The sequence below is a fragment of the Piscirickettsia salmonis LF-89 = ATCC VR-1361 genome (assembly GCF_000297215.2).
Classification (GTDB): Bacteria; Pseudomonadota; Gammaproteobacteria; order Piscirickettsiales; family Piscirickettsiaceae; genus Piscirickettsia; species Piscirickettsia salmonis.
The window spans coordinates 1-6,905 of sequence record NZ_AMFF02000204.1; the positions used below are offsets into that span (position 1 = coordinate 1).

Here is a 6,905-nt window from a genome sequence, read left to right on the forward strand (position 1 = left end):
AATGTCAACGGAGCCTAATATGATTTTTTTCATTAACCTGTAACACTGCTTTGCTATATTACGTTGAAAAAGCTATTTTAAGCGTAAGTTGTATGCCGCACACAGTAGAATTAGAGGAAATTTACCAGGGAAAAAGGTTTGAGAGTGAGCGTAAACGTTATCAGGAATGCTTTAATGCAGCAGATACATTGGCTGATTCTGTTTATTTATCTGAAAGCATACTTGGTTACTTTGAAGATGTATCAGGAGATGAATTAGATTTTAATAATGATGCGACGTACTGTTCTTCATTAAGCTTATTTGTCTTATTCGGCATCTTTGGTGTTTTTAAAGCGCGCGCACATTTTGATAAAAACGAAAATATCGATAAGTATTATAAAAAGTTAAGGACGACTCTAAGTGGCTTGAAGAATGGTCGGCATGCGCTTGTTAATATATCAAGTTTAGTTTCAATACTTTCTCATCATGCTGTTGCGAGCTCTGTTGTTTCACCTGTAGGTGCGCTAGGGTTTGTCATTGGTATTTTGTTAGCGGCAAATAATCTATATAAGTTAAAGCTTGAAGAAAAAAGAAATAGTAACCTTCAGGCAATTGAGCAATACATTTTTAATCTTGATAGACCAGAGTTTGATCAGGATTTCAAAAAAATTACTCCGCCTAATGTTAAAAATAATCGTAAGTTAATTTATACCAATATTATTGATGGATTGACCGATGGCCTTTATCTTGTTGGTAATGCGTTTATGTTATTAGGGCTTTGTGGTGCAACGTCGACGGTTCCACCGGTTGCGGTTGGTCTGTGCATTGCTTATGGAATCTATACCTTAGGCTCTATTATAAATAAGTATTTTAAAGAAAAAGAGCTGCAGCTAAAAGAAGAATTTATTTACTTAAAGTTTTTGGAAAATCTAGAAAACCAGGGAAAACTGGTAGAATACCATAATCAGTTTAAAGGTGATCCTAATTATAAAAAATATATTGGTGATTGGAGTGAAAATAACAGTGCTGAAGAGCTAAGGAATAAATTAAGAGTTGCATTAAAAGGAAAAGAAAAAGAACTGAATGCGAAAAAAGAAACGTTGCAAAGTAATACGTTCTATAAAGTCTACAAAATGATATCAAAGTCATTTTCAACAGTCAGAAGTTATGTTAATACGATTAAAAATTCACTGGCTACAGTGACAGGCATTGATATTTTAGCAAGTCAGCACCCATTAGCGCAGGCAGCTGTTTCTTTAGGTTGTATTATTACCGGTTGCGCAGTGGCGGTGCCCTTTCTTGTATATAAAACATATTGTTCATTTCGACCGACGTATCAACTAAGGTATCAGCAGGGCTTAAATTATCCGAACCTGTTATGTTTTTTTAATGAATATGCTAAATCTGGTTTTTTAAAAAAACATAATCATAAAGGGTTGATTGATAGATTAATTGATGATTATCAAGATTATAGAGAAAATTATCTACATATCTTCTGCGCAGTGAATGAGTATATTGCTGATCATTATCGCAATATCAATCAAAAGGGAGAATTATTTCTTCGCTATCAAGCAGCCAAAGACTATATTCTGTGCAAACATAAAGATTTTTCATCTATTATTAAGCAGTTTTATAAAGAGTTTCAGCACTGCTCTGATGCTAACAGTGATGAGATTTTTATAAAAAACATCAGGTATTTACTAAAGCTCTATCCTGCTACAACAAAAAAAGAAGCTGTAGAAAGTTTGGCAATTTTTAGTTGGGATCGTCAAATAGCAATCATAGCTGCCTTACCTGAATTTATAGACGACCATCAGGTTATAATGGATTTAAAAGGATTTTTAAGCACAATAAAAAAACCGCTAAGGGAAAAAAATAACTTTTGGTTAGATAACGCGCATAAAAAAGCTCAGCAGGACTTTTTCAATGCCATGTTACAGAATTATCTTGATAACGGAGTGGTTAATCGAAGTGAGTGTGCAGCGCTAGTGATGCATATTAATAAACTATTAAACTCTGAGTTGCTTTACCCAATGCCTGTAAAAACTACTAACTTTTATCTGCATGAGGCTGCGATTCACTATTTAACAGCCTCTGCCAGTAAAATTCTAAAAAATGAAAATTTATCGATTCAACAGAAATTAGCGCTTTATCAAAGTCAACATGATGAGTTACTAAGGTTGTTGCCAAATATGATGAAAAGTTATGCGCAGCGAGATAGTCATGATTTGCTTAGGGTTGATGAGAGTCAATTTGAGGAGTTTTTGGCAAGAGCAAAAAACCATCGCTCTAACTCTAATTCTTGTTTTACGAATATGATGTTTTATCATGGTCAGGTAGATACTATGGAGCCTGCTAGTTCGCATCGGCTAGTTTTAGGGGTGTAGTCTGTTGATCTGGGATAGTTTCTTGATTGAGGTCATTGTTGATTGTTGTGGCAATTGTTGATGAAGTTTTTTGTACATTGTCTTGATTGCCTGATTGATTGCTTTTTTTAGTAAATATGCCATTTTATCTGAATCTTGTTGAACTGTTAGATGGCTGGCTGTGATTTCAAATAAATTAATACTCACCGGGATTGTGAGGATGATTAAGCCAGCTTGGCGTAATTCAGCCTTAAATTTGACTTGGACATGATAATGGCTTGCTCCTATGTAAGGAATATATTGCGCGTTTGGGTCCATGAGTTCTTTGGCAACGCCTGGTTTTTTTGATACTTGAATGGATTGGATGATACCGGTAATTACATAATGTTGGGTTGAATGAGGTGCGTTGCTGCCGTTTTCTTGGCCTATGGTTCGCATCGTTGTTTGTAGGTAGATGGATAATTCAGGCTGAGTTTTACCACTGAAAATGCCTGAAGGTAGTTTTTTCTTAAAATAGCGCTTGAGTGCTGTTTTTTGTATCTTAGGACGGCCATCAAAAAAACGCTGAATGCGTAAATCGCCCAGTGGAGGGTAGTGACTGTTTTTAGTTTCAGTGTCGTAGTCAGCGTGTAGTTGCATGGTTGGCACGCTACATGCTTTGAGCATGGTTAAGGTGCTAAGGCAAAAAAGTAACTTTAAACATAATTTAAAATAAAAGTTAATGTGCAGCAAAATCGTTGGTTCTTATGTGAGCTGATATCTATGTATCAAAGTATAAGTGACTTTTACTGTGCTTTCCTTATACTCGTATTTTTATGAGTTCATCTTGGAGAGAGTTGCTTGTGCATGAATTGATCACTTTTTTTATCACCTTACTGGCATTAACTAATCCTTTTGGCAATTTAGCGATTTTTATCGGTTTAGTTGAAGGGCGTGATGTTAAGGAGCAGCGAGGTATTGCATTTAAAGCTGGCATTGCTGTTGCGATTATCTTAGTCGTTGTTACGTTGTTTGGTCAAAATATCCTTGATTTTTTTGGCATTTCCATCGGTGCGTTTGAAGTGGCGGGAGGGCTGATCATTTTGTTATTAGGCTTATCGATGTTGAATATGAAAACAGAACATCAGCCCCATACCAAAAGCGAGCATACACTAGCTGAAGAAAAGCTTGCCATTGCTGTTGTGCCGTTGGCGATGCCGATTATTGCAGGGCCGGGTGCTTTGGCCGCAGTGATTATTCATACTCAAAGTCATGTTGCTGATCGCTTGTTTGCTAAGTTACCTTATGTAGGAGTAGATATTGCGATTGCTGTAGTTGTGACTGGGGTTTTATTATTTACACCATTTTTCTATAAGCTGCTAGGTGTGGCAGGCTTAAAGATTGTTGAGCGTATTATGGGCTTAATTTTGATGGCAATGGCAGTTACCATGATGGCCTCAGGTGTTCACTCGTTGTTTCCTGTTCCTGCGGCCTAATTATTAAAATTATTTTTAAAATATAGTAGGTAAGGTTACTCTCCTGAGTAACCTTGTTCTCGAGCGTTTGTTACACATGACTCTTCGTTGTCGAAGGTTTCTGTTGATGCTCCTAAAAAGCGACCATTGGGATCGGAGCAGGACCACTGCCACTGGCCTTTGCTATTTTTAAAAATATCCCATTTATTTTCTGGACGGCTAAGTTCTGACATATCAAACATCCTTGTTTCTTGATTTCTATATAGTAATTTTATGGCAAAGTGTTAAAAAAATAAAATTAATCGTATTACCTTAATTGATCAATAACGTTATAGATGGGCTGGAGTACGCTGGCACCGAGCTGTTCACTGCGTTCAGCAGACCAGCCAAACTCTTTGCAAGGTAAGTCGGCATTGTCTTTAAAGGGCATTTCAATAGTAAATGCTAAGCAATCAAAGGTTTGACCAATATTATTACAGGCGACGGTTAGATTTGCTTGACCTGGCTGATCTTTGTCATAACCATACTGGTCTTGAAAATCAGGGTTCGTTTGCTTAAAAGCATCTTTAAATTGCTTTTCGAGACTTTGAATGCGTGCTGAGTACGATGGATTACCTTCAGTGCCCGCAACAAAGTTATAGGGGAGTGCTTCATCGCCGTGAATATCTAAGAACAGATCAACACCTGTTTCTTGCATTTTCTCTTTAACATAATAGACTTCAGGACTGTTTGTCATGGAGGGGGTTTGCCACTCTCGGTTTAAATTCGCTCCTGCCGCATTAGTGCGTAAGTTACCACGGACACTGCCGTCTGGATTCATATTGGCAACAACATAAAAAACAGCTTTGCTTAATAATACGTGCGCCAATGCATTGTTCTCATCAAGTAAAGCACCTAAAAAGCCTTCGATAAACCACTCAGCCATCGTTTCTCCTGGATGTTGGCGAGCAATAAGCCAGATTTTTTTCTTATGATGATCTGAATTTGATTGCTCTAGTTGACCTAGAGTGAGTAAATCTAGGTCACGACCATCGACTGTCTGGCCTAATAGGCTCACTTCACATTGGCTATGTTGCTGGGCATGACCGATAAGCTCTTGATGGCGTTCATAAGAATAGGGGGTGAAATAAGCATAATAAATGCTGTTTGCTTCAGGTGTGTGCTTGATGATTAGTGCGTTGCCATCATAATGACTTGGAATGCGGAACCAATGCTCTTTATCATAGCTGGCGACGATATTATAATTTTGCCAGCCTTGTGGGTAAGAGCATGCGCTGGCATTAAGGATTTTGAGTGTACATGCCTGATTTTTAGCGCCATGAAGGCGAAAGTGGAACCACTGTAAAAAATCGGACTGGTTATCTTTACGTATTTTAAGTTGTAGATTATTAACTGACTCGGCAGAGATAACCTCAATATTGCCTGCATCAAACTGTGAGCTGATTCTCATTATAGTTACTCCTCATTACCCTTTAGCCTTAATATTTTTAGCTTTCCATTAAATCAATTTGTTTTTAAGGCGTCAATATTGGCGAGATTCAGTGAAGTAATGATAGTGAATAGTGGCAGTGATGATGGAAACCAGGTAAACTACGGTGCGGCTATTACTGGTACTGCTGCATATTTTAGTTTTTATAAATTTATGAATAAATTAAGAAAAGAATAAGAGTAAGAGATAGTTTATGAGTTTTTCCTCCTTGGGTTTGTCTGCGCCACTGCTTGATGCAATTGCTGAGCAAAACTATAAAGAGCCATCAGCCATTCAGGCGCAAGCGATTCCGGCGGTGCTTTCAGGTCGTGATGTCATGGCCGCAGCACAAACGGGGACAGGTAAAACTGCAAGCTTTACCTTGCCGTTATTAGAGCGTTTATCTAAGGGTGAGCAAGTTCGTGCCAATCAAGTGCGTGCGTTAGTTTTAACGCCTACGCGAGAGCTTGCGATTCAAGTGGCTGAAAGTGTTGCTGTGTATGGGAAAAATATGCCGTTACGTTCAACGGCGGTGTTTGGTGGAGTTAAAATTAATCCACAAATGATGAAGCTACGACGGGGGGTGGATATACTTGTTGCAACGCCTGGCCGTTTATTGGACCTTTATAGTCAAAATGCGATTAAGTTTAAGCAATTAGAGGTTTTTGTATTAGATGAAGCCGATCGCATGCTGGATATGGGCTTTATTCATGATCTTCGTAAAATTATGGCGCTATTGCCAAAACAACGACAGAACTTACTATTTTCAGCAACTTTTTCCAAAGAAATACGTGCACTTGCAAAAACATTTGTGCACCAGCCGCTGGAAATTTCTGTTACTCCACGTAATACCACAGCAAAAACAGTCAAGCAATGGATTTGTCCGGTTGATAAAAAACAAAAGTCAGCATTGCTCATGCACCTTATTAGCCATCACCAATGGCAGCAGGCGCTAGTCTTTGCAAAAACAAAACATGGTGCTAATCGGCTAGCGCGTTATCTAGATGATCAAGGAGTGACAGCAGCGGCGATTCATGGCAATAAGAGTCAAGGCGCACGGACTAAAGCGCTTGCTGACTTTAAGCAAGGTGAGGTTCGAATATTAGTTGCAACAGACATTGCCGCACGTGGCTTAGATATCGACCAATTACCTCAAGTTGTTAATTTTGACTTGCCGAATGTACCAGAAGACTATGTACACCGGATTGGCCGCACTGGGCGAGCGGGTGCGTGTGGGCAAGCTGTTTCACTGGTGAGCGCTGATGAAATCAAACAATTATCTGATATTGAACATTTAATCGGACAGTTATTAGCCCGTAAACTCGTTGATGGATTTGAGCCAGTGCATGATGTACCTGTTTCTAGTTTAGATCGCAGATCAAAAGCGCCTAAAAAACCACAAACCGAACATCAGGGAGCGCGGGGCTTAGGAGGCAGCAGGCAAGGAAACCGCAGGGAAGATCATCGTAATAGTCAGCAGCAGCCAAGCCGAAAACGTCGAAGACCTCAACTGTGTCGGTCTAAATAAAGCGAGTTACAGTGCGTTATCTCGCTTTTAATTTTAATAGTTAAACAGCTAACGCTGCGAGCCATGGAGTGCTAAGCACGGGGTGAGTAGGCCGAGGTAGGTTCGGGTTT

7 protein-coding genes are annotated in these 6,905 nt (G+C 39.0%); 4 read left to right on the top strand and 3 right to left on the bottom strand.

Annotated features, from left to right (window positions below; all coding sequences use genetic code 11):
* The first annotated feature begins 92 nt into the window (after positions 1-92).
* Positions 93-2,366 (top strand): hypothetical protein, encoded by a 2,274-nt coding sequence (locus tag C200_RS13325; protein WP_016211482.1) that lies wholly within the window; start codon positions 93-95, stop codon positions 2,364-2,366.
* On the opposite strand, the gene C200_RS13330 is transcribed toward C200_RS13325, so the two are convergent.
* Positions 2,355-3,011 (bottom strand): hypothetical protein, encoded by a 657-nt coding sequence (locus C200_RS13330; protein ID WP_016211486.1) that lies wholly within the window; start codon positions 3,009-3,011, stop codon positions 2,355-2,357. The genes C200_RS13325 and C200_RS13330 overlap by 12 nt on opposite strands.
* A gap of 176 nt (positions 3,012-3,187) precedes the next feature.
* On the opposite strand from C200_RS13330, the gene C200_RS13335 reads away from it, so the two are divergent.
* Positions 3,188-3,820: a MarC family protein gene (locus C200_RS13335; RefSeq protein WP_016211485.1), complete on the top strand. Its 633-nt coding sequence runs from the start codon at positions 3,188-3,190 to the stop codon at positions 3,818-3,820.
* Between the two features lie 35 nt (positions 3,821-3,855).
* Here C200_RS13335 and C200_RS15595 read toward each other — a convergent pair whose 3' ends face one another.
* Complete coding sequence (locus tag C200_RS15595) at positions 3,856-4,032, bottom strand: YegP family protein (protein WP_098082850.1); 177 nt, start codon at positions 4,030-4,032, stop codon at positions 3,856-3,858.
* 74 nt (positions 4,033-4,106) lie between these two features.
* Positions 4,107-5,249: a M14 family metallopeptidase gene (locus C200_RS13340; protein ID WP_016211481.1), complete on the bottom strand. Its 1,143-nt coding sequence runs from the start codon at positions 5,247-5,249 to the stop codon at positions 4,107-4,109.
* Between the two features lie 78 nt (positions 5,250-5,327).
* Here C200_RS13340 and C200_RS15600 point away from each other — a divergent pair, with 78 nt between their 5' ends.
* Together C200_RS15600 and C200_RS13345 are read left to right on the top strand one after the other, a co-directional pair.
* Positions 5,328-5,465 (top strand): hypothetical protein, encoded by a 138-nt coding sequence (locus C200_RS15600; protein ID WP_155049129.1) that lies wholly within the window; start codon positions 5,328-5,330, stop codon positions 5,463-5,465.
* A 16-nt stretch (positions 5,466-5,481) separates the two neighbouring features.
* Entirely contained in the window at positions 5,482-6,795 is a 1,314-nt protein-coding gene (locus C200_RS13345) for a DEAD/DEAH box helicase (protein ID WP_032126825.1), read from the top strand.
* The last annotated feature ends 110 nt before the right edge of the window (positions 6,796-6,905 follow it).